Genomic DNA, 25406 nt, shown 5'->3' with positions numbered 1-25406 from the left:
TACGATCGTTCGTCCTGGCACGCTCGAAGACCTTGCGTATGGCGGACTACGATCTTGCGATCATCGGCGGAGGTCTGAACGGCGTCAGCCTGGCGCGTGATGCGGCTGGCCGCGGTCTGCGCGTGCTCCTTGTCGAGCAGGGCGATCTCGGCGGCGGCGCCTCGTCGGCCACGTCGCGGCTGGTGCATGGGGATCTCGCAGCGCTGGAGCGCCGCAGCTTTCTGCGCGTGCGCCGCGCGCTCGCCGAGCGCGACGTCTGGCTCACGGTCGCGCCGCATCTGGTCCGACCGATCCGCTTTGCTATTCCAGCTCACGCCAATGAGCGGCCGCCATGGCAACTGCGCGCAGGACTCTGGCTCTACGACCGCCTCGCTGCGCGCAACCGGCTGCCGTCAGCGTCGGCGCTCGACGTCACGCATCATCCGATCGGAGATGCCCTGAAGCGTCCGATCGGGACGGCATTCGACTATTCCGATTGCGTGGTCGACGATTCCCGCCTGGTGGTCCTGACCGCGATGGACGCTGCCGAGCGCGGCGCGTCGATCCGCACCGGCGCCCGCTGCGTGCGGGCCGACCGCGACCATATATGGCGTCTCGCCATCATCGACCGCGGCCATCGACGCATCGTCACCTCGCGCGCGCTCGCCAACGCCACCGGCGCGTGGAGCGTCTCGACGGCGGAGACCGTGCTGCGTCAGCCGCCGCCGCGGGTCACCGCGCGGCAGGTCAGCCAGATCATCGTGCCGCGGCTGTTCGATGTCGAAGCGGTCTACGTGTTTCAGAATTCGGATGGACGGCTGATCTTTGCCCAGCCCTACGAGCAGGATTTCACCCTGATCGGCACGGTGGTCCACGGCTTCAAGGGTGACCCAGCCGTGGTGGCGGTGCCGGCGGCAGACGTGGCCTATCTCTGCAAGGCGGCGAACCGCTATTTCCGCTCGGACATCCAGCCTGCGGACGTGGTCCGGAGCGTGGCCGGCGCCAACATGATGGTGCTGCGCGCCGCCGACAGCGGGCGGCTGGAAACGGTCGTGAGCCTCGATGCTGGCCGCGCCAAGGCGCCGCTCCTGACCATGTGCGGCGGCGACGTCACGACAGCCCGGCACCGGGCCGAGCAGGCGGTCTCCCGCCTCGCGCGCTTTTATCCGATGTCGCCACGCTGGACTGCGAGAGCGCCGCTTCCGGGTGGCGACTTCGCCTGGGACCGGTTCGAGGATCTCGTCGATGACGCACGGGAGCGCTGGCGCTTTCTCAGCGAAGCCGAGGCCCGGCGGCTGCTCGGCGCCTACGGCACCCGGCTGGCGGAGATCCTTGGCGAGGCGAGGTGCCGGGCCGATCTCGGGCAGGCGTTCGGGCCGCAGCTGACCGAGGCGGAGGTCCGCTACCTCATGGCGCGCGAATGGGCGCGGTTTCCCGACGACGTGCTGTGGCGGCGGACCAAGCTGGGTCTGACGCTTCCCGCTGCCGAACGCGATGCGCTCGCTGCGTTCATGACCACTGCGGCCTGTGGCCGGGGCACGCCGCAGGCCGTTGACGCGAGCGGGGATAGTCCGGCCCGCGCGGTTGAGCTGCAATCCGTGGGCGGCTAGCTTGCCGACCGGTCGGCCGTTGTGGCCGGGCAGGGTGATTTGATCGGGACATGGCTGACAACATCGCAAACCCAGCGCCTGCCGGAGAGCTGGCAGCATCACCAGCGCCGGAACCGCGTCCCGATGCTCAGCCGCCGATCCTGCGGATCGAGAACCTCGTCAAGACATTCGGCAGCTTCCGCGCCGTCGACGGCGTCTCGCTCGACATCCGCGCCGGCGAGTTCTTCGCGCTGCTCGGCCCCAGCGGCTGCGGCAAGACGACCTTGCTGCGCATGCTGGCCGGCTTCGAGACGCCGGATGAAGGGCGCATCCTGCTTTCGGGCGAGGACATCGCGCAGGTGCTGCCGCATCAGCGGCCCGTCAACATGATGTTCCAGAACTACGCGCTGTTCCCGCATCTGAACGTGCGCGACAACATCGCCTTCGGCCTGAAGCGCGCCGGCATGCCGCGCGCCGAGATCGCCACGCGCGTTGCCGAGATGGTGGCGCTGGTGCGGCTCGAAGGGCTGGAGAAGCGCAAGCCGGATCAGCTCTCGGGCGGGCAGAAGCAGCGCGTCGCCCTGGCGCGCTCACTGGCGCGCCGGCCGCAGGTGCTGCTGCTCGACGAGCCGATGGCTGCGCTCGACAAGAAGCTGCGCGAGAGCACGCAGGTCGAGCTGATGGAGCTGCAGCGCAAGCTCGGCATGACCTTCATCATCGTCACCCACGACCAGGAGGAGGCGATGACGGTGGCGAGCCGGATCGGGGTGATGAACGCGGGAAGGCTCGAGCAGGTCGCGGTCCCCCGACGTCTGTATGAGGAGCCCGCGTCGCGGTGGGTCGCGGAGTTCGTCGGCGACATCAATCTGTTCGAGGGCGAGGTGACCGCGCGGGAGCCGCTCCGGCTCAGGGTCGTGACCCACACTGCGGGTGAGCTGGTCGTGGCGCAGCCGATGGCTCCGATCAGCGAGAGCAAGGTCGCGGTCGCGATCCGTCCGGAGAAGATCCGCCTCGCGCTCCGTCGACCGGCCGGCGATGCTGCTGCGATCAATTGTGTCGAGGGCGCCATCACCGATGCGAGCTATCTCGGTGGCAGGACCGTCTACAAGATCAAGCTCGACGGCGGCGCCGTGCTTCACGCTGCGCAGGCCAACACCGCCCGGCTCGATGCCGACGGCTATGGCCTGAACCAGCGCGTGGTCGCCTGGTTCACGCCCGACGATTGCCTGGTGCTGGAGCGATGAGCGCGCGCCGCATCTTCTCGCGCCCGGCCCGCTTTGCGGCGATCGCGCCTTACATCTGGATGGTGCTGTTCTTCCTGGTGCCGTTCGCCTTCGTCGCCAAGATCAGCCTGTCGCAGACTGCGATCGCGCAGCCCCCCTATACGCCGGTGTTCTCGCTGGCTGATGGTTTGTCGTCGCTCCGCGACGCCTTTGCGGCGCTGTCGCTCGACAATTTCCGTCTGCTGCTGTCTGACGATCTGTATCTTTCATCCTATCTGCGCAGCGTCGTCGTCGCGGCGACGTCGACGGCGATCCTGCTCTTGATCGGCTACCCCATCGCCTATGGCATGGCGCGGCTCCCCAGGCGCTGGCAGGGCATCGCGATGATGCTGGTGATCGTGCCGTTCTGGACCTCGTTCCTGATCCGCATCTACGCCTGGGTCAACATCCTGCAGCATGACGGCCTCCTGAACCAGATCCTGCTCGCGCTGCATCTGGTGTCCACGCCGGTGGTGTGGCTGTCGACCGACAGCGCGATGTATGTCGGCATCGTCTATTCCTATCTGCCGTTCATGATCCTGCCGCTGTTCGCGACGCTGACCAAGCTGGAGCCGGCCTTGGAAGAAGCCGCCGCCGATCTCGGCGCCTCGCCGCGCGAGATCTTCTGGCTGGTGACGTTTCCGCTGTCGCTGCCCGGCGTCGGCGCGGGCGCGTTGCTGTGCTTCATCCCGATCGTCGGCGAGTTCGTCATTCCCGATCTGCTCGCCGGGTCGAAATCGCTGATGATCGGCCAGACGCTCTGGCTCGAATTCTTCACCAACAAGGATTGGCCGGTGGCCTCCAGCATCGCCGTGGTCCTCTTGGTCGTGCTGCTGCTGCCGCTTCTGCTCTACGACCGGCTGCAGCGCCGGCAGTTGGAGGAGAGCAGGTGATGGATGGCGTACAGCAAGGCACGCTCTCTCGCCCCCCTCCCCCTTGCGGAGAGGGGTTGGGGGTGGGGGTCCGCATTGGCGGTCTTTGCTGGGTGCCCCCCTCCCTGACCCTCCCCCACAAGGGGGGAGGGAACGGAGAAGGTTTCACTGGGATTGAGGGAGGAGGAGATCGTGCCTAATCCCTCCCGCCTGTCGCGCTTCAACGTCGCGTCGCTGACGCTTGGGCTCGCCTTTCTTTACCTCCCGATCCTGGTCCTGGTGATCTACTCGTTCAACGCCTCGCGCCTGGTCACTGTGTGGGGCGGCTGGTCGCTGCGCTGGTATCACGAGTTCTTCAGCGATCGCGCCATGATCGATGCGGCCTGGATGAGCCTGCGCGTCGGCGCCACCTCGGCCACGGCGGCGACGGTGCTGGGGACGCTGGCCGCGGTGGCGCTGTCGCGTGGCCAGGGATTTCGCGGCCGCATGCTGTTCTCCGGCATGTTGTATGCGCCGCTGGTGATGCCCGAGGTGATCACCGGCCTGTCGCTGCTGCTGCTGTTCGTGGCGCTGGACGCCGAGCGCGGCTTCTGGACGGTGACGGTCGCCCACACCACCCTCACGATGTGCTTCGTCGCGGTGGTCGTGCAGTCGCGGCTGGTCTCGCTCGACCGCAGCCTGGAGGAAGCCGCGATGGATCTCGGCTGCGACCCGTTCCGTGCCTTCGTCATGGTGACCCTGCCGCTGATCGCGCCGGCGGTGGTCGCGGGCTGGATGTTGGCCTTCACGCTGTCGCTCGACGATCTCGTGATCGCGAGCTTTACCACCGGCCCCGGTTCGGCGACGCTGCCGATTCGGATCTATTCCGAGGTTCGGCTCGGGGTGAAACCGGAGATCAATGCGATCTGCACGCTGGTGATCGGGCTGATTGCCGTGGTGATCATCATCGCGTCGCTGGTCTCGAAGCTGTCGAGTGATCGCGGCGAGAGCGCAGCTCCGCTATAATGACGGAGAATGCTGAGACAGCATTGATCAACGCAAGAACAGCCGCAAGGCGGCGGTGACGACCGCGCGATGGATCGTGCCGCGGTCGACCGATGGCGGGTCGACGCAGCAAGCCGGATCGCTCTGTCTGCCGAGCTCGGTACTCTCCGGCAGGAAGACGTAGTGCCCGGCGTCGTCGGCGACGATCTCGAATGCGCTACCGCTCAGTCGCTCATGCAGCCAGCGTGAGGCCAGCAGCAGCGCATCGGCGCCGCCGACCATGATGCGCGTCGGGACGTTGATCGCGGCGATGCTGTCCTCGAAGAAGCCCTGCACCGAGCGCCCCGGCGCCAGTAGCAGCGCCGCCTTGATGCGGGGATCGCGATGGGATGCGGACATGCGCGCCCAGGAGTCGCGGAAGATTGGGCTCTTCTCCATCAGCCGCGGCAGATGATCGACGAGATCGGGAAACTCGCGGGGGCCGCGGCCGAGATTGGCGCCTGGCTCGAACGGTGAGCGGATCATGATGGCGCCGATCAGGGCGGTGGCCGTGACGCCGCCGAGCGAATAGCCGACGGCGTAGATGCGGTCGAGGTTGATGCGGCCTTCGAAATCGGGATGAGCCACGATGTGGTCGATCAGCAAGGACACGTCGCGTGGGCGTTCCCATGAGCAGAGGAAGCCCTCTGCTCGGTACGGCTCGGCATTGCTGTTGCCATGATGATTGACGGCGACCGCGACAAAGCCGCGGCTTGCCAGCTCGCGCGCCAGCCATTCGAACTGCAGGCCGTTGCAGCCGGTGCCGTGAGAGTACACGACGAGAGGACAGGCGCCCGCGCTTGCAGCGAGCGGCGCATTCAAAGCCGCTGGTCCCGCTTTGAACCAGCCCTGCGGCCATGGTGCGATAGGGAGCGCCGTTTCCACGGCGCCGTTGGCGGCTGGATACCAAGCGAACCAGTCGATCGGGCGCGGCCCGTCGCCATCCCAGTTCGGCCGCGAAGCGTCCTCGAACCGTCCCTGACGAAATCCGACCCTCATCGCTCCGTCATGACTTCACGGCGCCGGCGGTGAGGCCGCCCACCATGTAGCGCTTGAAGGCGTAATAGACCGCCGCCGGCGGCAACGCGTAGATGAAGCCGGTGGTCATCAGGAGCTCCCACGGCGAATCGTCGGCGGCCAGGAAGTTGCCGAGCGCCACGGGCAGCGTGATATCCTTGTCGTTCGAAAGCAGCAGGAACGCGTAGAGGTATTCGTTCCAGGCCAGCAGCACCGCATACGTTCCGATCGCGACCAGCGACGGCATCATCAGCGGTACATAGACGAGGCGGAAGATCTGCAGCGGGCTGGCGCCGTCCATGACGGCAGCCTCGTCCAGCTCGACCGGCAGCTTGTCGGAGGCCTGCTTCAGCACCCAGATCGCGTAGGGCGAGGCAATCGTCACCATCGCCAGGATCAGCGACCAGTCGTTGTTGAGCAGGCCGTATTTGCCCATGGTGCGATACATCGGTACCGCGAGGAACGCGGCGGGGATGAAATAGGTGAACAGCGCGAGGTTCATCACCACCCGGCTGCCAGGCACGCGCAGGCGCGAGATGGCATAGGCCGCACAGGTCGCAATGATCAGTGTCAGCGCGCCCACGGCCATGGCGATCACGACCGAGTTGCCGAACTGGACCCAGAAATCGCGCAGGAAGTAATGCTGCTGGTGGAACACGATCGAGAAATTGTGCAGCGTCGGATGGTCCGGCCACAGCTTGCCCGAGAACGCGTCCTCCTTCGGCGAGATCGCGAACAGGAACATGTGGTAGATCGGGATCATCGTCCAGATGAAGACGGGAATGCCGATCAGCAGCAGCCGGGCCTCGGTGCCGACTTCGCGGAGGGTGGGGAGCTTCATCGCGACAACCGCTTCATCATGAAATAGACCAGGGGCAGCACCAGCGGCATCGCGCAGACGATCGAGGCCATGGCGAGGCTGAGCTGATCGAGCCGGAGATAGCGGATGCCGAGCGTCGCCAGCACGTGGGTGAGATCGGCCGGACCGCCGCCGGTCAGGAGATAGACGCTGTTGAAGTCTCCGAGCGTCCAGATCATCGAGAGCAGCGTGCAGGTGATGTAGAGCGTCTGCATCGACGGCCAGGTGATGTAGCGGAACTTCTGCCACCAGGTGGCGCCGTCGACCTCGGCCGCCTCGAACAAATCGTGCGAGATCGCCAGCCGCCCGGTCATCAGGATCAAGGTCCAGAACGGCAGCGACTTCCAGATGTGCATGCCGATCGCCATCGACAGCGCGACCGTCGGGTCGTTCAGCCAGTTCGGGCCATCTTCGCCGGTGAACTTGAAGATCAGCTGGTTCACCACGCCCCATTCGGGATTGAGCATGAAGCGCACCGACAGGATGGTCGGGATCGAAGGCACCGCCCAGGGCAGGATGAAGATGACCGACAGCCATTTGATCCAGCCGCGCTGCTGCACGAAGAAGCCGGACAGGAACAGCGCGATCACCATCTTCAGATTGATGCCGACCAGGAGGAAGATCAGCGTGTTGACGGCGGCGCGCGCGAAGATGGGGTCGTTGTACAGCGCGACGTAGCTGGCCGGCTCGCGGGCGAGCCACAGGCCGTAGCCGACGGGATAGACGACGAAGGCAAGGAAGACGAGCAAATAGGGGGCAAGCATGACGATGCCCCATACCTGTGACGGTGTCAGCAGCACCGGGCGCGGCGCTTCCGCGAGCGCGGAATCGGAAGCTGAGAGCGTGATCGCCATAGTCGTCTGTTCCAAGCCTATTGCCAAACCGGCCGCAGACACTGCGGCCGGCACTTGTTGTCGTTTTCAGGATCTCAAGCTAGTGTCTCGCGAGGCGAGAGACTAGCCGGCGACCTCCTTCAGCCGCGCGATCAGCTCGTCGACGGCCTTTTCGACCGGCACCTTCTCGCTGACCACGCGGTTCATCGCCTTGGCCCAGACGTTCTCATTGTTGAGGATCGTGAACTTGTAGTTTTTGGTGAAGTCGAACGGCGTGGTGCCGCCGGTGAACTGGGTGTACACGGCCTTGCGATGGCGGTCGGCCTGCCAGAACGGGCTCTTCTGGCCTGCGGTCGTCACCGGGAACCAGCGGCCCAGCGCGCCCTCGATGTAGGGGCCGAGGTTCTCCTCCTGCATCAGGAACTTGATGAATTCCTTGGCCTGCGCCTTGTGAGGAGCATTGGCGAAGATCAGGCCGGTCTTTACGTCGGAGCGATACTTGATCGGCGTGCCATCGGGCTTGTTGGGGAAGGACGCGGTGATGATGTCCTCCTCATAGGCCTTCTTGCCCGCGGCGCGCTGCTCGGGCGTCAGCGCGGGGTTGGTTGAGTCCTCGAACCACTTCGCCGCGATCGAGATCGTGAAGTTGTGCGTCATCACGATGGTCTTGTTGTGGAAGGCGACGTTGTTGTCCGGATCCTTCCAGGTCGTCGAGGACGGCGGCGTGCAGCCCTTGATGTAGGTGTCGGTATAGTCCTTCATCGCCTTGACGAGGCCGTCGCGCACCTTGGGATCGTCGACCAGGAGCTTGCCGTCGTCGTCGACCAGCTTGACGTTGTAGGCGTCCATGAAGGTGTAGAACGACTGGAACGAGTCGGTGGATTCCACGCCCATCGGCTGACCGACGCCATACATGCGCTGGCCGGTGGCCTTGCGGACCGCCGGCTGCACCTTGTCGCACCAGAACGTCCAGTAGTCTTCCCACTTGGTGGGGATGTCGCTCTGCTTGAAGCCGGCCTTGCTCAGCAGGTCGCCCCAGATCTGGACGTGCATGCTCTGCTGCTTCAGCGGGAAGCCGTAATAGGCCTTCTTCTTGGTGACGTTGTTGTAGAGGTAGGCGGTCTCGAGCGTGTTCGGAGCGAACGCCGACTTCATCGGCTCCAGGATGTCGGTGAGATCCTCGAGCTTGCCTTCGTAGGCCCACTTGCCCTGGGCCTGAACGTCGTAGGTGTCGGCGTAGGCCACGTCGGGCACGGTGCCCGAATCGAGCGCGGCGACCGTCTTCGGAATCATGTCCTGGATCGCGTATTGCGACAGCTCGACCTTGATGCCGGTCTTGGCCTCGAACTTCTTGACGACGTTGAGCAGCGCATCGTCCTCGGACTTGTAGAAGCCCTTGCTCCACCAGATCGTGATGGTGTCCTGAGCGATGGCTGGTGCTGCAGCGCAAAAAAGCCCGGCGGCTGCGACTGCGATTGAAAGCGCACCCATTCCCCTGGATTTCACGTGTCTCTCCCTGATCCGCCGATCTTGCTTGATCGGTTGTGGCGGGACACTAGCCCAGGGACCCGACGTGATCCAGAAGTAATATATCAGACATGGGTCGTGGCGGCGGCCGTGTATCGGCACGCGAAGCAAGCCGCGTTGGTCAGTTCTGCTTGGTGGGAGTGTCGCCTGTCGGAGCGTCAGCCTGCGGCACGTTGTCCGGCTGGGCCGGGCGCAATCCGCCGCCGGTGAATCGTTCCAGCACCGAGCGCACCGCATCCCTCGTCTTGCGGTCCTTGACCGCATCGAGCAGAGGGGCGGCGGCCGGGGCGCGGCGGATCAGGCTTTCCGGATCGGGAAAGATCAGCGGATCTTCCCAGGGGCCCTGGACGACGAAAGGCAGCTCGAAGCCGTTGCTGCCATTGCCTGACGACAGCAGGCTCGCGACGCCCTTGAAATCGTATTCCCGTGTCGGCACCGAGGCCGTACCGGTCATGGTGATGCGCGCGGTCGGGCTCTCGACGCGGATGTCCTCGGCGGTCGCGATGCCCTCGGAGAATTTGACCGCGATCGTCAGCGAGTCGTAAGGCGTCGAACCGGAGCGGAAATTGCCGCCGCGCGACAGCGGGCTGCGCTCGAGGCGCTTCAGGAGCTGCTCGACGTTGAAGCCGGAGATCGCGCCATCGCGGCCCTGCAGGTTGGCGCTGCCATCGAGCGACTGGGCGAGCCCAAACGGGCTCGAGCCCGAAGCCGTCAGCGAGACATTGAGATTGCCGCGTCCCGACAGCGACGACACGCCGAACATCTCGTTGGCGCAGGCCTGCAGATCGACGTCGTTGAATTGCAGCTCGGCCTTCACGTCGGCCACGGTGTCGGCACGGGCGATCCCAAACGAGCCGCGCACGATGCCGCCATACATCTGCGCCTCGCCGACCGAGAGGGCGAGCACGCCGTTGCGCAGGTTGGCGCCGAACGCCGTGCGTCCGATTTTCGAGGAGCCGACCGTGACCTTTGCGGCCGATAGCCGCATGTCGAGGTCGGTGGTGGACAAGGCCTTGAGGTCGAAGAGCTGCCGATTCCAGTCGCGGGCCCCATTGGCCAGCAGCCGGATCGTCGAAATGTAGGGGGTGAAGTCGAGCGCGTCGGCCGCCAGCGTCGCCTGCAGCGTCTGCCGGCCGTTATTGGCGTAGGTCATGACGCCCTCGGCGGTGTTGCCGTCGAGCTCGACATTGACATTGGTGAGTGCGATCGAGGCGCCGACCACGTTGGCGCGCGCACGCAAGGCGAAGCGCCCGAAGCCGCCGCCGCCGAGCGGCGTCTGCCCCGTCCAGCGCAGCGCGTCGCGGAGCGACGGGCTGTCCACCGTCAGCGTACCTTCCATCAGCGCGCTGGTGCGATTCGCGACCGTGCCGTCAAAGGCGACCTTCAGCGGCGGGCTGGCGAGCCGCATCTTCAAGCCGGACCGGTCTCCCGACAGCGCAGCCAGGAAGTCGCTGACGCTGATGGATCCCTCGATGCGCTGACCGCGCCAATCGAACTGTCCGGTCGCCGCGAACGAGCGCGAGATCGACGGCCAGGCGAGCGACAGGTCGATATCGTCGAGCCGCTCGGAAGCATGATGGCCGGTGTCCTCGTAGACCAGGATGCCGTCCTGGATGCGGATCTCGGAGAACGACATCTGGCTGTCGGGCCCCGGGCGCATCGTGCGCGCGATGGTCTCGATGAAGGGTGTCCAGTTGCTGTTGCCATCGGCCTCGCGGGTGACGTTGATCTGCGGCCGCAGCATCATGACGTCGGCGATTTCGAACCGCTGCAACAGCAGCGGCAGCAATTGCAGATTGGCGGTCAGCACGTCGACGCGCAGGGCCGGATCCTCGGTACCGCTGCCCTTCAGACCGACATCGTGGAACGAGACATAGCTGCCCGGAAACAAGGAGACGTCGATATGTCCCTTGACAACGAGCTCGAGCCCGGTCACGGCGCGGATCTGGCTCTCCACCGCCTGCCGCAATGCCTCGCGATTGACCAGCCAGGAGCTCGCCAGCAGGCCCACGAACGCGATGCCCAGCAGCACCGCGATCGGTGTGCCGAGGCGCCTCATTCCTTGGGCCATGGTCACGGACATGTCCTGGGATCGTCGGATCGCTGGTTACTCGGGATGGGCAGGGTGCGCCGAAAACCCCTGCCAACATCAACAACTTGATGCGCTTTCTTGACGCTTTCAAGGCCATGCCGCCGGTGTGGCCGGATTGCGGCGGAGCCCTGATATCCCGGACTCCGGATCGCCTCGGAGGCGCAGGCTGGTGCGACAGCTAAAGCAGGATGTGCGCGTTGGGAAGGCATCATTGACGCATTGCGAAGATTTCGCCTAATAATCCGGTCGATATCCGCGCGATCGCCGCTCTGCAGCAGGTCATTCCCGTATGAACAAGGTCTATCCGGACGCCAAATCCGCCCTTGCTGGCCTCCTCAAGGACGGCATGACCATCATGTCGGGTGGGTTTGGTCTTTGTGGCATCGCAGAAACCCTGTCCGACGCCATTCGCGAGTCCGGGGTGAAGGACCTCACCGTCATCTCCAACAATGCCGGGGTCGACGGCATCGGCCTCAGCCGGCTGCTGGAGACGCGGCAGATCAAGAAGATGATCTCGTCCTATGTCGGCGAGAATAAGCTGTTTGCCCAGCAATATCTGGCCGGCGAGCTGGAGCTCGAATTCTGCCCGCAGGGCACCCTGGCCGAGCGCATCCGCGCCGGCGGCGCCGGCATCCCGGCCTTCTTCACCAAGACCGGCGTCGGCACGCTGGTCGCGGAGGGCAAGGAGGTGCGGGAGTTCGACGGCGAGAAATATCTGATGGAGCGCGGCCTGTTTGCCGATCTGGCGATCGTGCACGCCTGGAAGGGCGACACCGCCGGCAACCTCGTCTACCGCAAGACTGCGCGCAACTTCAATCCGATGATGGCAACTGCGGCCAAGGTGACGGTCGCGGAGGTCGAGCACCTGCTGCCGGCCGGCCAGATCGATCCCGACCACATCCATACGCCCGGCATCTTCGTCAAACGCATCATCCAGGTCGGAACCGAACTGAAGCGCATCGAGCAGCGCACCGTGCGCAAACGTGAAGCCGCCGCTGCAGCCGGGGAGGAAGTCTGATGGCCTGGACGCGAGAGCAGATGGCGGCGCGCGCCGCCAAGGAGCTGCGGGACGGCTACTACGTCAATCTCGGCATCGGCATTCCGACGCTCGTCTCGAACTACATCCCGCCGGGCGTCGACGTGGCGCTGCAGAGCGAGAACGGCATGCTCGGCATGGGTCCGTTCCCCTATGAGGGCGAGGAGGATCCCGACCTCATCAATGCCGGCAAGCAGACCGTCACCGAGCTGCCGATCACCAGCTATTTCTCGTCAGCCGATTCCTTCGCCATGGTCCGCGGCGGCCACATCGACCTGTCGATCCTCGGCGCCATGCAAGTCGCCCAGAACGGTGACCTCGCCAACTGGATGATCCCTGGCAAGATGGTCAAGGGCATGGGCGGCGCGATGGATCTCGTCGCCGGCGTCAAGCGCGTCGTCGTGGTCATGGAGCATAGCGCCAAGGACGGTCCGAAGCTGCTCAAGCAGTGCACGCTGCCGCTGACCGGCGAGCGCGTCGTGGACATGGTGGTGACCGATCTGGCGGTGTTCACGATCGACAAGCATGGCAATGACGGCATGGCCCTGATCGAGCTCGCCGATGGCGTGACGCTCGACGAGGTCAAGGCCAAGACCGAAGCCGAGTTCCGGGTCGCGCTCAAGAATGCCTGAGGGCGCGACTACCAGCGCCGGCAGAGCATCTCCGCGACCTTGACGGCGAGCCGGCATGCCGCATGCCGCGCCCGGCTCGCAGCAGCGGGCGGCGTCGTCTCCGCCAACCCCTGAATGATCAGGCACGGCACACTGCGGCCGAGGCAGATCAGTCCCATCGCATAGGCCGTGTCATCCGTCGCAAGCGCGCCTGGAAACGCCGCCGAGATTTCGGCGTCGGTGCCGTCGCCATCGCACGTCACTGTCATTCCTTCGAAGAACACGTCGATGTCGTCCAGCATGCCATTTGCGGCCTCGTGCGCGAGGCGGCAAAGCTCGGGATCGGCCGGAATGATCATTCCGCTGTCATCGACCGAGGGCGGCTCGGCCATGCTGAGCGCGTCGCGCAGCTTGATCTGAATCCGGAATGGCGCGACCGAGGTGGCGATGACGAGATCGCCGGGGCCGGCGCCGACGAATCGCGGGCCGCGGGCCACTTGCGGGAGATTCGCTCCCAGGGCGTCGGCCCGTCCCGGCATGATCAGCCACTGCGCCCCATGCTCTTCGATCGCCACTGCGGCCGCGCTCGCCACCTCGGCGATCGATCGCCCGAGGCACACGACTGCATGGAAGCAGGAATGCCTGATGATGGCGCGCGCCGCGTTGCGCTGTTCGATCAGCGTGCCCGGGCCCATCGCCTGGACCAGGGCTTCGATATCCTCCGGCGTTTCGACCACGAAACCGATCGTGTTGGCTTTGGCATGGAGAAATCGCAGCGCGTCGAGCATCGCGTTGATGCTGGCCTTCTCACGACCGTCGAGCTGCTGCCACAGCGCTTCGAGCACGTCCAGGGAGGCCTCGATGTCGGCGCCGATCACGCCCTGGCCGAGCGGCCGGCCGGGTGTCTCGCAGCGATAGAGCTCTTCGAAGGCCTGCAGGACGGTCCTGCGGTCCTTCACCGCGCAGGCGCCTTGCAGGATGCGCGCGAGAACTTGGGCGCGCTTGCTGAGTTCGAGGGGAACGGCGAGCCAGGCAAAATCAGCCAGCTCGGCCGCCTGCTCGCTTGCGGCGCGCTGGAATTCGCCGACGACCTGACCGTAGTGCCAGCTCAATTGCCACGGCGTCACCTGCCGTCCGCGATACCTGCCGCGCTCGATGCGTTCGAGCGATTGCGCCTGCAACTCGTTGCGCAGGTCGGGATCTATTCCCGATGCGCGGGAATCCAGCAGACGATAGGCGCGTGTTGCGATCGCCGGTCCGAACCATTCGTGCTCGAGGTCGCCGACCGAGAGACCGCTCGGCATGCGGATGTGGACGGTCCTACGAAACTGGTCGAGCTCGCGTCTTGCGACCTGGGCCGCGGTCACCGAAACCTGCTGTACCTCGCACAAACCGTCGACCACACTGGCCCAGTCCCAGAAGTCGTCGCCATAGAACGGAATGCGATATTGGCGGCTCGCGACGATCCGTGCGCAAACCCGTTCGATGGCGGGAGCCACGCGATCGAGAATATCGCTGCGCGCCAGCGCGCCGTCCGTGAGACATTGGTGCACGAGACGCGCCGCGCCCGCATTCACCACGTGCCAGTCCTTGGCGGCGAATTTGGGCGACGTCCGCAGATATTCGAGCGCGTCGATGAGGCAGCGTCCAGCCAGTGCGCTCGGCGAATCGTCGTCGAACCAGCTGGTGTTGCCGATCCCGTAACCATGCAGGTCGGACGTGAAGAAGACCGGCGGATGTCGAGAAATCACACTCGCCTCCTGGTCCGCTCATCGCGTCGCTCAACGGCAATTGTCTAACGTTTGCAACTCAGATTTCGCAACCGAAAGTTGTTTTGCGTGACTGTCATTTGTGCCAGTGTCAGGGCACCGTCGATCCGGCGCCGGCGTAGGTTGCAGGCAAGCGTGCTTCGAGTGCACTTTTCGAGCGGACTTATGGAGGCCGAGCATGTCAGGCGCGGATGGCGCCGAGTAGCCGGCCGAGGCGTCGCGTCATGCTGCGGCTCCATGAGGGTTGATCGCGGACAAGCCGGAAACCGAGATTGGCAGGTGGCGTGCCGGAGGCGCAGCCGCCGGCGCGCGCATCGCGGATGAAGTCGGTCACGTAGGCTCGATGCGCGCCTTCGGCCAGACGGACGCCGCAATTGCTGACGGTCTTGATGACGCGACCGGCACTATCCTGCAGCTTGCGTGTGAAGCAGGTCGAGGTCCATTCCCAGACATTGCCCGCGAGGTCGGCAATGCCGTGCTCGTTGATGCCGAAGCCGCCGAAGCCGCGCGTCTTGGGATCGTCTTGCAGGGCGGCTTCCCGTTCGTAGCGGGCGATCCAGCGCCGCGAGGGATCGGCGTCGTCGATCGAGATGCCATCGTCCTTGAATCGGCTCCCGGCCGCATAGGCCCACTCGGTATCGGTCGGCAGCCGATAGCTATCGCCGGTCTTGTGCGAGAGCCACTCGGCGTAGGCAACGGCGTCGTGCCAGCTTACCTGCACCGCCGGACGATCGATGGCGATGGGGACGTCGCGATCGAGCGCGCGACATGCATGGGCTTCGACGCAGGCGTGGTAGTCGGCGGCACTGACGTGGTTCGTCATCATGGTCAGCGGATGATCAAAGCGGACCGTCGTGATGGGAGCTTCGGCTTGGCGGCCGTTGCGGAGATGGTCGCCGGAGTCGCGGTAGCTGATCGTCCCAGGTGCGATCTCGGTGAGGGCGGGGCCGTCGAGACCGGCGGCGCGGTCTGGCAGCCCTGCAAGGATCGGGGCCATTGTGGTCGGGCCAGCCAATCCGGCGACGCAGGCAAGGGTGAGCTTGATCTTGAAAGCGAGCAGCATGGCAGCACACTGAGAAGAGTGGGGGGCCGGACATGCCGGCCCCCTGGGCCGATCAGTTCGTCGTGCCGGTCGGAATGTCGGCCGGGGCCTTCACCTGCATCATCAGGTCGTCATTCCACTTGCCTTCGACCTTGAAATGGGCCGTTGCGCCGAGATTGGCCGCCTCGATCAGGTTGTGGGTGACGTAGGCGTAGATGCCGGGCTGCAGGAATTTGTAGAGCGCGGCACCGGCGGAGCCGCCGCGGATGAACCAGGTCTCGAGCCCGGTCTCCGGCGCGTTGGAGAACTTGCCGGTCTCCCAGACATAATCACCGTGGCCGCCGATCAGATGCGGACGACTGTCGCGGTTCGCCTGCGAGTGCACGATCAGCACGTTCTCGCCGACATTGGCCGTGAGCGCATTCTTTCCGGTGAGCGCGCCGGCCTTGCCGTTGAACACCACATGGGTCGGCGTGAGCTTGCGCATGACCTCCTCGGTGTCGCTATATGCCTCGCCGGGCGAGTCATAGGATTTGAAGTTGCCCTTGTCGTCGCGCGGGACGTAGAGGTCCTGCTCGCCGATGTAGTAGACGCGATCGTAGCGCAACGCGTGTCCGCGGCCGTCATTGAGACCGTCGCGCGGCAGCACCATCACGGCGCCGTTCATGCCCGAGACGACATGCCAGGGGATCATCGGTCCGCCTGGGGCGCAATGATAGACGAACACGCCGGTCCGCGTCGCCTTCCAGCGCAGCACGACCTGCTCGCCGGGATTGACCAGGGTCAGCGCGCCGCCACCCAGCGCTCCGGTCGCGGAGTGGAAATCGATGTTATGCGGCATGCTGTTGGTCGCGGGATTGACCAGGGTCACCTCGACATAGTCACCCTCATGGACCACCATCAGCGGGCCCGGCATCGAGCCGTTGAACGTCATGGCCTGGAAGGTGGTGCCCTTCTCGTCGATCACCATCTTCTTCTCCTGGACCACGAGCTTGAACTCCATGATCTTGGGCCCCTGCTTCGTCGCCTGCTCGTGCGCATGCACGAACGGCGGAGCCACCAGATCGACCTTCTGGCGCGGCAGCTTGAGGTCCTCGGCCATCGCGGGAGCCGCAAGCATCATCGCGGCGATGGCTGCACTGAACATGGCGGTGCGGCGGGTCAACATGGATCGCTCCTTCATTGGATCTGTTGTAGTGCCGCAATCATCATGCTCTCGTTGGAACCCGGCTTGTTTGTGCTGCAACAAGCAACTTCGCATTTGCGGAATGCGATGGCGGGTTCGGAGCGAAATTGGCGCGGCTGCGCCAGCGCATCGCGCGAATGAGTTGCATCGGCGAGTAGTTCTTGGGGAGTCCGGACGGGGGCGCGGAGCAAAGGGGGCTGGACTGTCCCCGCGCAACTACGCGCCGAGAAATGATCCATCCGTTTGCCGAGACCGCAGGACAGTCACGAGCACCAGGATGCGAGGTTCAAGGCCAAGGTTCAAGGCATTGCACCGATCGACGATGGGTTACCAAACTCGTCAGCTCAGCCAGCGCAGCGCCAGCAACGCGGCGAAGGCCACTGCCGCCGCGAGGCAAAACATCGTGGTCATGAACATGGCGATATTGCCGAGCAGGCCTGTCGGCCCCGACTCGTCGCGGAACGATTCGAATCCGTCGGACTGGGGGATATGGCCGCGGATGCCGGCGAGGAGAGCAAATGAACGGATCAGAAGTTGCAGAGCTTCCATTGCGGTTTTCCTCGAATCGTCAATGAATCAATGATGATGTGAAATGAGCCGGCCACTTTGAGGAAGCGCAAAGTCCGAGGCGATAACCGGCGTTTTACTGGTTATCCAACGGGGCATCTGCCGGCCGCGCCTTGAGAAAGCTCAAGGCCGCCCCTCTTGCCTTATGTCAAGGACCTCCGAACCCCAGGTCGACACGCTCAGGTGACAGGCAGGACATGAGACCAGATCTTGCGGCATGCTACGGACAGGAGCGCCTTCCGCGCTACACCAGCTATCCCACGGCGCCTCATTTCTCCGCCGCGGTCGGCCCGTCCACCTACGCAGAATGGCTGCGCGCGATACCGGCGAGCGCGACGGCATCACTTTACCTGCATGTGCCCTTCTGCCGCTCGATGTGCTGGTATTGCGGCTGCAACACCATGGTCGCCAAGCGCGATGAGCCGATTGCGGTCTACGAATCGGCACTGCGATGCGAGATCGACATGGTGGCGCGCCAGATTGGCCGGCGGCTGCAGGTCGGGCACATTCATTTCGGCGGCGGCACGCCCACCATCATGGCGCCGGAGTCCTTTGTGGATCTCGTCGGATCGCTGCGCCATTCATTTTTCGTGCTGCCATCGGCGGAAATCGCCATCGAGATAGATCCCCGCACGCTGACGCCGGAGATGATCGCCGCGCTGGGGGTGAGCGGGGTCAATCGCGCCAGCCTGGGCGTGCAGAGCTTCGATCCGCGGGTGCAGCAGGCCATCAACCGGGTACAGAGCTTCGAGCAGACCGCGGCGGCCACGAATGGATTGCGCCAGGCTGGCGTTGCCGGCATCAATTTCGACCTGATCTACGGGCTGCCGTATCAGAGCGTGGCGTCCTGTCTCGACACCGTCCGGCGTGCCATCGACCTTCGCCCCGACCGGCTCTCCGTGTTCGGCTACGCTCATGTGCCATCGTTCAAGACGCACCAACGCAAGATTCAGGACTCGGCGCTGCCGGACAGTCTGGAACGCTACGATCAGGCCTGTGCGATCGCTGATGCGCTGAAGAACGCAGGCTACGTCCAGATCGGGCTCGATCATTTCGCCTTGCCCAGCGACCCGATGACCATCGCGTTCCGCGAAGGCCGGCTGCATCGCAATTTCCAGGGCTACACGACCGATGCCAACGATCTGCTGCTCGGGTTCGGCGCCTCGGCGATCGGGCAACTGCCGCAAGGTTATGTCCAGAACGCGCCGCAGGTCCGGGCCTATGAGCAGAAGATCGCGTCCGGCAGCCTCGCGACCGTGAAAGGCTATGGACTGACGGATGACGACCGCCTACGGGCCGACATCATCGAGCGCATCATGTGCGACTACGGCGTGGACCTCGACGTCATCTGCACCCGCCATGGCACGGACACCGACGACATGCTGAGATCGGCGCCGCGGCTGCAATCGCTGATCTCCGACGGTGTGGTCGAGCTCAACGGCGGTGCGCTCGCGGTGACCGAGCATTCCCGGTTCCTGGTGCGCAGCGTCGCTGCGGCGTTCGATGCGCATCTCGACGCGTCGAAGCAGCTGCACAGCCGGGCGGTCTGACCGGCCAGCTGCCGCGGTGCTTGTGCCGCGACAAAGACCGCCAAGGGCATGCCCGCTACCATTCGCGCTGGAATGGAGGCGCGCATGCCAATCTCCTTCGATGAACTGGTCGACGACGTCATGCGGCGAAGGCCGGAGACCATCCGCGTCTTTCTTGCTTTCCAGATGCGTTGCGTCGGTTGCCCGATCGCCTGTTTTCACAACGTCGCGGATGCCTGCCACGAGCATGGCGTCGATCCCGACGCGTTCCTCGCGGCCCTGTGTGCCTGCGCGTGATCAGGTCCGCGACGCGGCCGCGTCACCGGCGTTCTGCTGCGCCAGGAGGACGATCTTGTGCGGCTCGCGCAGCACGATCTTCTGACGTCCGCTTTCGACGAGGCCGAGCTGCTCCCAGCCCGAGAGGATGCGGCTTACCGTATGCAGGGTCGTTCCGGTCATCTGGGCGATATCCTGCCGGCTGATCGGGAAGTCGATCTGAACGCCGTGATCGAGCTTGCGGCCGGCCTGGTTGGCGAGCCGGAGTAGGGCATGCGCGATGCGCTGCTCCACCTGCTGCGTCGACATTTCGATCACGCGCGCATGGGTTTCCTGCAGCCGCTGGCCGACCGTCTGCAGCGTGTTCGCCGCCAGCGACGGGAACTTCGCGACCAGCCGCGGCCATGAGGCGGACGGCCAGGCCAGCACGATGCTGTCGTCGACGGCGGTCGCTGTCGCCGGATAATGTTGGAGACCGATGGCGGGGGCGACGCCGAAAGTGTCCCCTGGCACGACATAGCGCACCACGATCTGGTCGCCGGTCGGCGTCGTCTTGCTGGCGCGGACATGACCGTGGAGCAGCAGGAAGAACGAGGTCGCATCGGCGCCCTGCTCGAACACTGCGCCGTTGCGGGGGACGCGAAGGGAGCGGGCTTCCCGCAGCACGTCCGTGAGATCCTCCGCGGACAGCCCCGCAAACAGCGGCAGATGCGCGACCAGCGAACGGTCGATGGAAGCCATGGTGTTCTCCGGGGCCGGATTCGGCCTAATTTTGCGGCGCTCAATAGCACGTTTTTGCGATCTGTCGGAAGTTTGTGCTGGCGCAAGTCATAGTGGGCGACGCGCAACTACATGTTAAGCACAACGCCGCGATCGGTGCGGTTCCCGTCCTTCATCGAGCGAGCATGCACATGGCCATTCCACGCAACTATCAGGGCTGGACCGTTCTCGCCAACGGGTTCAGGCCGTTCTTTCTGCTGGGCGCGCTCCAGGCCGCGCTGGCGATCCTGATCTGGGTCCCGGCTTTCTACGGCGAGCTGAAGCTGAGCTCCGGCTTCGCTCCCCGCGACTGGCATGTGCACGAAATGCTCTACGGCTATTTGCCGGCCGTCGTCACTGGCTTCCTGTTCACGGCGATCCCGAACTGGACCGGACGTCTGCCGATCCGGGGCCTGCCGCTGCTCACCCTCGTGATCGTGTGGACGGCCGGACGACTGGCCGTCACGATGTCCGCGCTGGGCCCCTGGTGGGCCGCGCTGCTGATCGATGCGAGCTTCCTCATGCTTGTCGTTCTGGCCGCGGCGCGCGAGATCGTCGCCGGGCGCAATTGGCGGAATTTGCCGGTGGTCGCAATCGTCGCGGTGCTGTGCGCCGGCAACATCGCGTTCCATGTCGAGGCTCATCTGCGCGGCTCGGCCGACTACGCCATTCGCGTCGGTGTTGCCGTGATCGTGCTGCTGCTCGCACTGATCGGCGGCCGCATCACGCCGAGCTTCACCCGCAACTGGCTGGTCAAGCACAATCCCGGCCGGCTGCCGGCGCCGTTCGGCCGCTTCGACATCGCCGTCGTGCTGTTCAGTGCGCTAAGCCTGCTCGGCTGGATTCTGGTTCCTGAGAGCGCGCCGACCGCGCTTGCGCTCACGGCGGCCGGATTGTTGCATGTGGTGAGGCTCGCGCGCTGGGCCGGCGATCGCACCTTGCGCGAACGGCTGCTGGTCATCCTGCATGTCGGCTACGTGTTCGTTCCGCTCGGCTTCCTGCTCACGGCGGCCGCCAGCCTCGGATGGATTCTGCCAAGCGCCGGGCTGCACGCCTGGATGGTCGGGGCCGCCGGCATCACGACGCTTGCAGTGATGACGCGGGCCACGCTCGGCCACACCGGCCAGGCGCTGACGGCCGCGCCCGCGACCCAGGTGATCTATCTGGCGATCATCGTCGCAGCGGTCACGCGGGTCTGCGCCGTGTTGGCGCCGGCGCATACCGAGGTGCTGCTACACGTCGCGGCGCTTGCCTGGGTGGTCGCATTCGCCGGCTTCGTTCTGGCGTTCGGTCCGCTGCTGCTCGGTCTCAAGCGGCGTGCGCTGGCCGTACGCCGGGCAGGATCGGTTCAGCCGGTGCTCTGATTGCGCGCCATGGCGCGCGAGAACACCACCTCGATCAGCGTGCCGGATTTCGGCGCGGCCTTGATATGGAACTGCGCCCGGTTGGCTTCGACAAGCGCCTTGGTGAGCGACAGGCTGAGACCGGCGCCATCGGAGCCTTGCTCGGAAGCCGAGGGCGCACGGAACGGTTCGAGCGCCGCAGCCACCTCCTGATCGTTCAGGCCATGACCGGTGTCGCGGACGCGCAGCGCGACCTCGCCGAAATCGGTCTGCGCGGTCGAGACGATGACCTGGCCGCCGGGATTGGCCAGCGAGATCGAGGCCGAGATCACGTTCATCGCGATCTGGCGCAGCGCCCTGGCGTCGGCGATGACCGGCGGCAGCAGTTGCGACAGCGAGGTGCGGATGATGATGCGGGCGCGGTTGGCCTGCGGCTGCATCGCTGCGACGCAGCTCTCCACCAGTTCGTTGAGATTCTGGCTGGTGAAAGCGAGCTCGAGCTTGCCGGTCTCGATGCGCGACAGCTCCAGCAGATCGTCGATCAGGGAGACGACGCGCTCGCCCGAGGTGCGGATGTCCTTCATGTATTCGGCGTAGCGGGTGTTGCCGATCGTGCCGAACCGTTCGCCGATCATCACCTCGGCAAAGCCGATGATCGCGTTCAGCGGCGCGCGTACTTCGTGGCTGATCCGGGCCAGCATGTCGGCCTTGGCGTTGGCGGCCCGATCGGCCACGCGACGAGCCTGCAGCAACTCGCTTTCGCCGCGGTGGAGCTGCGACAGATCGCGGAACACGGCAAAGAAGTTCGGGCCGTCGGGCCTGGTCCGGCCAATTGCCATCGACAACGGAATGAGGCCGCCCTGAGCGATCTTCCCGAGCACCTCGCGGCCCTGATCGAACCCGCTCGACGCGCCGGCCTGCTGCACGCTGTCGAGGTAATCGAGCACGAGGCGGGCGCTTTCCGGCGCGAACAGCTCGATCAGGTTACGGCGCACCAGCGCCGCGCCGTCGTGACCGAACAGCGCCTCGGCGCTGCGGTTGCAGGCGTGGATGTTGCCGCCGGCGTCGAACATCAGGATGCCCTCGGCTGTGACGTCGAGGATCGCCGCAAGGTCTTCGGCTTCGGCGTGGCCGGCGGCCGGAGGCGGGGCCACGACCAGGGGGGCTGGTGCAGCCGAGGCCGGCACTGGCATCGGCGCAGCGTCGGTCGCCGTCGGAACCGCGGCCGCGGTTCCGGGCACCGGAGCGAAGATCAGGGCATGGGCGGTATCGCCGTCCCAGGTGATCGTGAACAGGCGGGCTTCCGCCTTCACCTCCTCGCTGGAGGACCCGTCGGCTGCCGAGATCGTCACGGGGGTGCCGGCCTCGGATTTGTTCGACGCTGACGACACGCCCGGCTCGACATAGAGTGCATCGAGCCCGCCCGCCTGCTCCAGGGCCGCAAGGTCGGCGTAGCCCATCTGCCTGAAGAAGGCCGGATTGCCATAGAGCAGGCGATCGAGCCGGTAGATCAGCATGCCCGTTGGCAGCAGGTCGAGCAGGATGCGGTCGCGCTGGCTGTCGCCCTGGGCCGGCGGCTCCTCGGGGATGAGCCATTCGGTCTGCAGCCCCGCGCCATGATCGGTCGCCGTCTCCGTCCCCGACGGGGTCTGCTGCTGCGGCGGGACCAACGGATCGCTCACGCGCGATCCCGGCTCGAACGCCGTACTCGCGACGTCCGCGGCTGAGTTGCGGATCTCGCCTTCGAGCCGGGCCGACAGCTGACGCGCGAGTTCATGAAACGCACTGTTCTCCACCGGCGTGAGCACCGGATGCTTGGACTCGCCCGGAGCGCGGAATGGGACCACATTCCCGGTCGTTTCGAGCCCGATGCCGTCGATGTGGTGTACGTCCGCCGCAATGGAAGCCTCACGCGATGACGCCGTGACGTTGTCCTGCTGCGGCGGCACATCTGCGGCCTGCACATGGTCGGATTGGGCAGGCTCGGTTTCGTCGGCGTCCGGAGCATCGGCCGCGTCTGCATCGGCCAATGCGGGGCGACGCAGTGCGGCCAGCCGGTCGAGAGCGTCGAGGTCGCGACAGACGCCGAAGCCGCGATAGCCGGCATGGGTCCTGTCCTCCGTCAGGACAGGCAGTCCCGACAATTCGACCGCAAGCCGCTCGCCGTCCGCGGGCCAACTGACGACGAGCCCGCTCCAGGTCTCTTTCGTTTCGATCGCCGCACCGACCCGCCCGTCTGGATCGAGGCCTAGCGATGCAGTGAGCTCATGCCAGGGACGGCCGAGCTTGGCGGCGCTGTGCCGCCCGATCAGGCGGGTGAATTCGTCTGAGCCGATCGAGAATCGTCCCTCGGCATCCATCTGCCAGGAAAATCGGAGTGGGTGGCGGCGGCCGACCGAAGGGTCCGCCGCGACGGACTCGGCAGGATGCGTCTCATCCGTCGTTTGCGGCACCGGCACCGGCGCCTCGAACAGGTCGGCCTTGGCCTGATCGTCGATCAGCAGGAACTCGGCCGGCGCTTCGTTCGACAGCGCGGGGGATTCGTATTCGGTTCGGCGTTCAGTCATTGCATCCACCGGAAGAGGAGGCGAAATCACGACCACGGGCCCAGCGGCAACGTGCGCGGGGGCTGGTGATGCGGGGGCGGCATCTGCGGTTGGCTCTGATGTCTGCGCCGAGCCTGGCGCCTCCATCCCGTCGGCTAGGGCCGGCATCGGGACGGCCACCAGCCCGACCTGGTTGCCGCTGCCGATGCGGTAGAGCGCTGCGCGCTCGGTGCCGAACGTCACCTCGGCCATGCCGTCGATAAGCGCCGCTCTGCGGATCTCGGCGACATCCGGCTCGCTCAGGTCGCGCGTGCCAAACAGGCGCCGTCCGGCTGCACTGATGCCGGCGAACTGGCCATCCTGGGTGAATGCGATCAGCGCATGTCCGCTGGCTTCCACGAGCCGCTTCAGGCGTTCCGCCAGCGGGACGCTGCGTCCGCCCCCGTCGGTGCTGGTGATCAGCACCGCGCGCGTGCCATCCGGCAGATCGATCCTGGTGCAGCCGCAGGTCGCGAGCGTGCCGAGCGGCGCGCCGAAGCCACGGAGGCGTTCGAGTCGCAAGTTGCCGTTCTCGGGCAGACGCCGTCCCAATTGAGCGACCTGGCGGCGATGCGCGTCGGCGGGGCCGAGCGCCTTCGCGATCAGCGCCGTTGCGCTCGCCGCGCCGAGGGCGCGTGCACCGGCCGCATTTGCCCACAGCACACGGCTGCCATCGGCCGACCATAGCCAAGCCGGCAGACTGCCGGCGGCGTGGACAGCCAGCCGGGGGTCGCTGAGGGCCTGCAATTCGAGATCGGCGTAGGTCATGGGCGACGACGGCGAACGGCTCTTGTGATGTTGGACGTTGATCGGCGGCCGGAACTGGTGGCGTTAAGAATTCGTTACTATCGCGCGTTTTGAGGGCCAAGGTCCACGGCGGGGCCGTACTCCTGTCCTGCTAAAGCTTGGATAACCTTAATGTGTTCCTCGTGAGCCGCAGCGCACGGAATTGCGGCGAACCCGGGCATGGCTCGTTGCAATCCCCCCGTTGGGGACCACGAGTTGCGTAGGCAGCGGGGACGGCCGCTTCGAGACGAGGCGCTGCGGGCGAAGCCAATCGGGACGCCAGGGAACCATGACCGAAGACGGGCGACGATTCGAGATTCCGAAAGACATGCGAGCGATGGCGGAGGCAGGCATCGACCAGGCACGTCAGACGTTCGAGCAGCTCCTGGCTGGAGCGGAGGCGACGGCAGGCTCGCTCGAACAGCGCAGCGCGACGGTGCGGGCCGGGGCCAAGGACATCGGCGCCAAGGTCTTGTCCTATGCCGAAAGGAACGTTCAATCATCGCTCGACTACGCCCAATCGCTGGTGCACGCCAAGGACCTGCCCGAGGTGCTGCGGCTTCACAGCGAATTTGTTCAGGGCCAGATGCGGTCGCTCACCGAACAGGCAAGCGAAATGGGCCAGGCCATCGGCAAGGCTGCGATCGACACCACCAAGCCCAAGGCCTGAGGGGATGTTCTCCGCTCCCGTAAATTCTGGAAGCGGGCGCGACAAAGAGTTCCTGATAATGGAATTTCCATTGCGTTGCACAAAAACGACACGATATAGCTCTACGCGAGGTTGTTACCTCCCAGGGGCGGTTCCTCTGCGTGATCCGAAGTGACTTCCCGATTGCCGGGACGGTCCAGTCTCAATGTTTCGAA

The 25406-nt window shown here is 65.4% G+C and carries 21 protein-coding genes; 10 read left to right on the top strand and 11 right to left on the bottom strand.

The window, feature by feature from the left end; genetic code table 11:
- The first annotated feature begins 38 nt into the window (after positions 1–38).
- The 4 genes from QW868_RS03355 to QW868_RS03340 all read left to right on the top strand — a co-directional run bounded on the left by QW868_RS03355 (position 39) and on the right by QW868_RS03340 (position 4707).
- Positions 39–1589 (top strand): glycerol-3-phosphate dehydrogenase, encoded by a 1551-nt coding sequence (locus tag QW868_RS03355; protein ID WP_315777742.1) that lies wholly within the window; start codon positions 39–41, stop codon positions 1587–1589.
- 50 nt (positions 1590–1639) lie between these two features.
- A complete protein-coding gene (locus QW868_RS03350) occupies positions 1640–2812 on the top strand; it encodes an ABC transporter ATP-binding protein (protein ID WP_316229917.1) in 1173 nt (390 codons plus the stop codon).
- A complete protein-coding gene (locus QW868_RS03345; RefSeq protein ID WP_316229916.1) occupies positions 2809–3723 on the top strand; it encodes an ABC transporter permease in 915 nt (304 codons plus the stop codon). Before QW868_RS03350 ends, QW868_RS03345 begins: the two co-directional genes overlap by 4 nt.
- A 171-nt stretch (positions 3724–3894) precedes the next feature.
- Positions 3895–4707 carry an ABC transporter permease gene (locus tag QW868_RS03340; RefSeq protein ID WP_316229915.1) on the top strand — a complete coding sequence of 271 codons (813 nt, stop codon included), beginning with the start codon at positions 3895–3897 and terminating at the stop codon, positions 4705–4707.
- Between the two features lie 27 nt (positions 4708–4734).
- Here QW868_RS03340 and QW868_RS03335 read toward each other — a convergent pair whose 3' ends face one another.
- The 5 genes from QW868_RS03335 to QW868_RS03315 form a co-directional block, all read right to left on the bottom strand.
- On the bottom strand, positions 4735–5724 hold the full coding sequence (locus QW868_RS03335) for an alpha/beta fold hydrolase (RefSeq protein WP_316229914.1): 990 nt from the start codon (positions 5722–5724) through the stop codon (positions 4735–4737).
- 7 nt (positions 5725–5731) lie between these two features.
- Positions 5732–6583: a carbohydrate ABC transporter permease gene (locus QW868_RS03330; protein ID WP_172109925.1), complete on the bottom strand. Its 852-nt coding sequence runs from the start codon at positions 6581–6583 to the stop codon at positions 5732–5734.
- Positions 6580–7455, bottom strand: coding sequence for a sugar ABC transporter permease (locus tag QW868_RS03325; protein WP_315736354.1), 876 nt, complete (start codon positions 7453–7455; stop codon positions 6580–6582). The genes QW868_RS03330 and QW868_RS03325 overlap by 4 nt, the downstream gene beginning before the upstream one ends.
- Before the next feature lie 102 nt (positions 7456–7557).
- The gene (locus QW868_RS03320; RefSeq protein WP_315717541.1) at positions 7558–8940 is read right to left on the bottom strand and encodes an ABC transporter substrate-binding protein; all 1383 of its coding nucleotides are present in this window, start codon (positions 8938–8940) and stop codon (positions 7558–7560) included.
- A 142-nt stretch (positions 8941–9082) separates the two neighbouring features.
- The gene (locus QW868_RS03315) at positions 9083–11032 is read right to left on the bottom strand and encodes an AsmA family protein (protein ID WP_316229952.1); all 1950 of its coding nucleotides are present in this window, start codon (positions 11030–11032) and stop codon (positions 9083–9085) included.
- A 310-nt stretch (positions 11033–11342) separates the two neighbouring features.
- On the opposite strand from QW868_RS03315, the gene QW868_RS03310 reads away from it, so the two are divergent.
- Together QW868_RS03310 and QW868_RS03305 are read left to right on the top strand one after the other, a co-directional pair.
- Positions 11343–12071 carry a CoA transferase subunit A gene (locus tag QW868_RS03310; protein ID WP_315736355.1) on the top strand — a complete coding sequence of 243 codons (729 nt, stop codon included), beginning with the start codon at positions 11343–11345 and terminating at the stop codon, positions 12069–12071.
- A complete protein-coding gene (locus QW868_RS03305) occupies positions 12071–12721 on the top strand; it encodes a CoA transferase subunit B (protein WP_315736356.1) in 651 nt (216 codons plus the stop codon). Before QW868_RS03310 ends, QW868_RS03305 begins: the two co-directional genes overlap by 1 nt.
- An 8-nt stretch (positions 12722–12729) precedes the next feature.
- Here QW868_RS03305 and QW868_RS03300 read toward each other — a convergent pair whose 3' ends face one another.
- The 4 genes from QW868_RS03300 to QW868_RS03285 all read right to left on the bottom strand — a co-directional run bounded on the left by QW868_RS03300 (position 12730) and on the right by QW868_RS03285 (position 17246).
- Positions 12730–14451 (bottom strand): hypothetical protein, encoded by a 1722-nt coding sequence (locus QW868_RS03300; RefSeq protein WP_316229913.1) that lies wholly within the window; start codon positions 14449–14451, stop codon positions 12730–12732.
- A gap of 199 nt (positions 14452–14650) precedes the next feature.
- Positions 14651–15532, bottom strand: a complete 882-nt coding sequence (locus tag QW868_RS03295) for a formylglycine-generating enzyme family protein (RefSeq protein ID WP_316229912.1) — start codon at positions 15530–15532, stop codon at positions 14651–14653.
- A 52-nt stretch (positions 15533–15584) separates the two neighbouring features.
- On the bottom strand, positions 15585–16679 hold the full coding sequence (gene nirK / locus QW868_RS03290) for a copper-containing nitrite reductase (protein ID WP_315736359.1): 1095 nt from the start codon (positions 16677–16679) through the stop codon (positions 15585–15587).
- A gap of 357 nt (positions 16680–17036) precedes the next feature.
- Positions 17037–17246, bottom strand: coding sequence for a hypothetical protein (locus tag QW868_RS03285; RefSeq protein WP_316229911.1), 210 nt, complete (start codon positions 17244–17246; stop codon positions 17037–17039).
- A 215-nt stretch (positions 17247–17461) separates the two neighbouring features.
- Here QW868_RS03285 and hemN point away from each other — a divergent pair, with 215 nt between their 5' ends.
- Both hemN and QW868_RS03275 read left to right on the top strand, forming a co-directional pair.
- Positions 17462–18814 carry an oxygen-independent coproporphyrinogen III oxidase gene (gene hemN, locus QW868_RS03280; protein ID WP_316229910.1) on the top strand — a complete coding sequence of 451 codons (1353 nt, stop codon included), beginning with the start codon at positions 17462–17464 and terminating at the stop codon, positions 18812–18814.
- A gap of 72 nt (positions 18815–18886) precedes the next feature.
- Positions 18887–19090, top strand: a complete 204-nt coding sequence (locus QW868_RS03275) for a DUF1858 domain-containing protein (RefSeq protein WP_409997646.1) — start codon at positions 18887–18889, stop codon at positions 19088–19090.
- Here the strand turns inward: QW868_RS03275 and QW868_RS03270 are convergent, their stop codons facing one another.
- On the bottom strand, positions 19091–19810 hold the full coding sequence (locus QW868_RS03270) for a Crp/Fnr family transcriptional regulator (RefSeq protein ID WP_315756082.1): 720 nt from the start codon (positions 19808–19810) through the stop codon (positions 19091–19093). It lies immediately after the preceding gene.
- A 170-nt stretch (positions 19811–19980) separates the two neighbouring features.
- Between QW868_RS03270 and QW868_RS03265 the strand changes: the two genes are divergently transcribed.
- Positions 19981–21192, top strand: coding sequence for an NnrS family protein (locus QW868_RS03265; protein ID WP_315812901.1), 1212 nt, complete (start codon positions 19981–19983; stop codon positions 21190–21192).
- Here the strand turns inward: QW868_RS03265 and QW868_RS03260 are convergent.
- Positions 21177–24524 carry a PAS domain-containing sensor histidine kinase gene (locus tag QW868_RS03260; protein WP_316229909.1) on the bottom strand — a complete coding sequence of 1116 codons (3348 nt, stop codon included), beginning with the start codon at positions 24522–24524 and terminating at the stop codon, positions 21177–21179. The genes QW868_RS03265 and QW868_RS03260 overlap by 16 nt on opposite strands.
- A 307-nt stretch (positions 24525–24831) precedes the next feature.
- Here QW868_RS03260 and QW868_RS03255 point away from each other — a divergent pair, with 307 nt between their 5' ends.
- The gene (locus tag QW868_RS03255) at positions 24832–25212 is read left to right on the top strand and encodes a phasin (protein ID WP_316229908.1); all 381 of its coding nucleotides are present in this window, start codon (positions 24832–24834) and stop codon (positions 25210–25212) included.
- Positions 25213–25406: the final 194 nt, after the last annotated feature.

The sequence above is a fragment of the Bradyrhizobium sp. SZCCHNR1051 genome (assembly GCF_032489615.1).
Lineage (GTDB): Bacteria > Pseudomonadota > Alphaproteobacteria > Rhizobiales > Xanthobacteraceae > Bradyrhizobium.
This window is presented reverse-complemented; position numbering and strand designations above follow the sequence as displayed.

Excerpts from the sequence above, each read along its gene's own strand:
- QW868_RS03355 (WP_315777742.1), top strand. The coding sequence starts at position 39 with ATGGCGGACTACGATCTTGCGATCATCGGCGGAGGTCTGAACGGCGTC.
- QW868_RS03350 (WP_316229917.1), top strand. The coding sequence starts at position 1,640 with ATGGCTGACAACATCGCAAACCCAGCGCCTGCCGGAGAGCTGGCAGCA.
- QW868_RS03345 (WP_316229916.1), top strand. The coding sequence starts at position 2,809 with ATGAGCGCGCGCCGCATCTTCTCGCGCCCGGCCCGCTTTGCGGCGATC.
- QW868_RS03335 (WP_316229914.1), bottom strand. The coding sequence starts at position 5,724 with ATGAGGGTCGGATTTCGTCAGGGACGGTTCGAGGACGCTTCGCGGCCG.
- QW868_RS03330 (WP_172109925.1), bottom strand. The coding sequence starts at position 6,583 with ATGAAGCTCCCCACCCTCCGCGAAGTCGGCACCGAGGCCCGGCTGCTG.
- QW868_RS03325 (WP_315736354.1), bottom strand. The coding sequence starts at position 7,455 with ATGGCGATCACGCTCTCAGCTTCCGATTCCGCGCTCGCGGAAGCGCCG.
- QW868_RS03315 (WP_316229952.1), bottom strand. The coding sequence starts at position 11,032 with ATGGCCCAAGGAATGAGGCGCCTCGGCACACCGATCGCGGTGCTGCTG.
- QW868_RS03310 (WP_315736355.1), top strand. The coding sequence starts at position 11,343 with ATGAACAAGGTCTATCCGGACGCCAAATCCGCCCTTGCTGGCCTCCTC.
- QW868_RS03305 (WP_315736356.1), top strand. The coding sequence starts at position 12,071 with ATGGCCTGGACGCGAGAGCAGATGGCGGCGCGCGCCGCCAAGGAGCTG.
- QW868_RS03295 (WP_316229912.1), bottom strand. The coding sequence starts at position 15,532 with ATGCTGCTCGCTTTCAAGATCAAGCTCACCCTTGCCTGCGTCGCCGGA.
- nirK (WP_315736359.1), bottom strand. The coding sequence starts at position 16,679 with ATGTTGACCCGCCGCACCGCCATGTTCAGTGCAGCCATCGCCGCGATG.
- QW868_RS03285 (WP_316229911.1), bottom strand. The coding sequence starts at position 17,246 with ATGGAAGCTCTGCAACTTCTGATCCGTTCATTTGCTCTCCTCGCCGGC.
- hemN (WP_316229910.1), top strand. The coding sequence starts at position 17,462 with ATGAGACCAGATCTTGCGGCATGCTACGGACAGGAGCGCCTTCCGCGC.
- QW868_RS03275 (WP_409997646.1), top strand. The coding sequence starts at position 18,887 with ATGGAGGCGCGCATGCCAATCTCCTTCGATGAACTGGTCGACGACGTC.
- QW868_RS03270 (WP_315756082.1), bottom strand. The coding sequence starts at position 19,810 with ATGGCTTCCATCGACCGTTCGCTGGTCGCGCATCTGCCGCTGTTTGCG.
- QW868_RS03265 (WP_315812901.1), top strand. The coding sequence starts at position 19,981 with ATGGCCATTCCACGCAACTATCAGGGCTGGACCGTTCTCGCCAACGGG.
- QW868_RS03260 (WP_316229909.1), bottom strand. The coding sequence starts at position 24,524 with ATGACCTACGCCGATCTCGAATTGCAGGCCCTCAGCGACCCCCGGCTG.
- QW868_RS03255 (WP_316229908.1), top strand. The coding sequence starts at position 24,832 with ATGACCGAAGACGGGCGACGATTCGAGATTCCGAAAGACATGCGAGCG.